The sequence below is a fragment of the Citrobacter sp. VF227 genome, from assembly GCF_052950715.1.
This window is the reverse complement of record NZ_JBRFVF010000553.1, coordinates 1-442: the sequence shown is the minus strand read 5'-3', so window position 1 is coordinate 442 and position 442 is coordinate 1. Positions and strand designations below refer to the sequence as shown.

1 pseudogene is annotated in these 442 nt (G+C 55.0%); it reads left to right on the top strand.

The window, feature by feature from the left end:
• Positions 1-442: pseudogene (locus ACU8YC_RS27810) on the top strand (amino acid kinase family protein); the annotation flags it as partial.

The window sequence follows — 442 nt, the reverse complement described above, 5'->3', positions numbered from 1 at the left end:
CCGCTGGCTCCGCTAAAAGCCTTTGTTGAACCAGAAATTGCTCAGATTAAGCACGTCCTGCATGGCATCAGGCTGTAGGGACAGAGCCCGGACAACATCAATGCCGCGCTTATCTGCCGTGGCGAAAAAATGTCGATCGCCATGATGGCAGGCCTGTTGGAAGCGCGTGGGCACAACGTGACGGGTATCGACCCGGTCGAGAAATTACTGGCGGTAGGCCATTACCTTGAATCTACCGTTGATATTGCTGAATCTACGCGTCGTATTGCCGCCAGCCGTATTCCTGAGGACCACATGATTCTGATGGCCGGATTTACCGCCGGGAATGAGAAAGGTGAGTGAGTGGTGCTGGGACGTAATGGCTCCGACTACTCCGCCGCCGGACTGGCCGCCTGTTTGCGTGCTGATTGTTGTGAAAGCTGGACCGATGTTGATGGCGTAT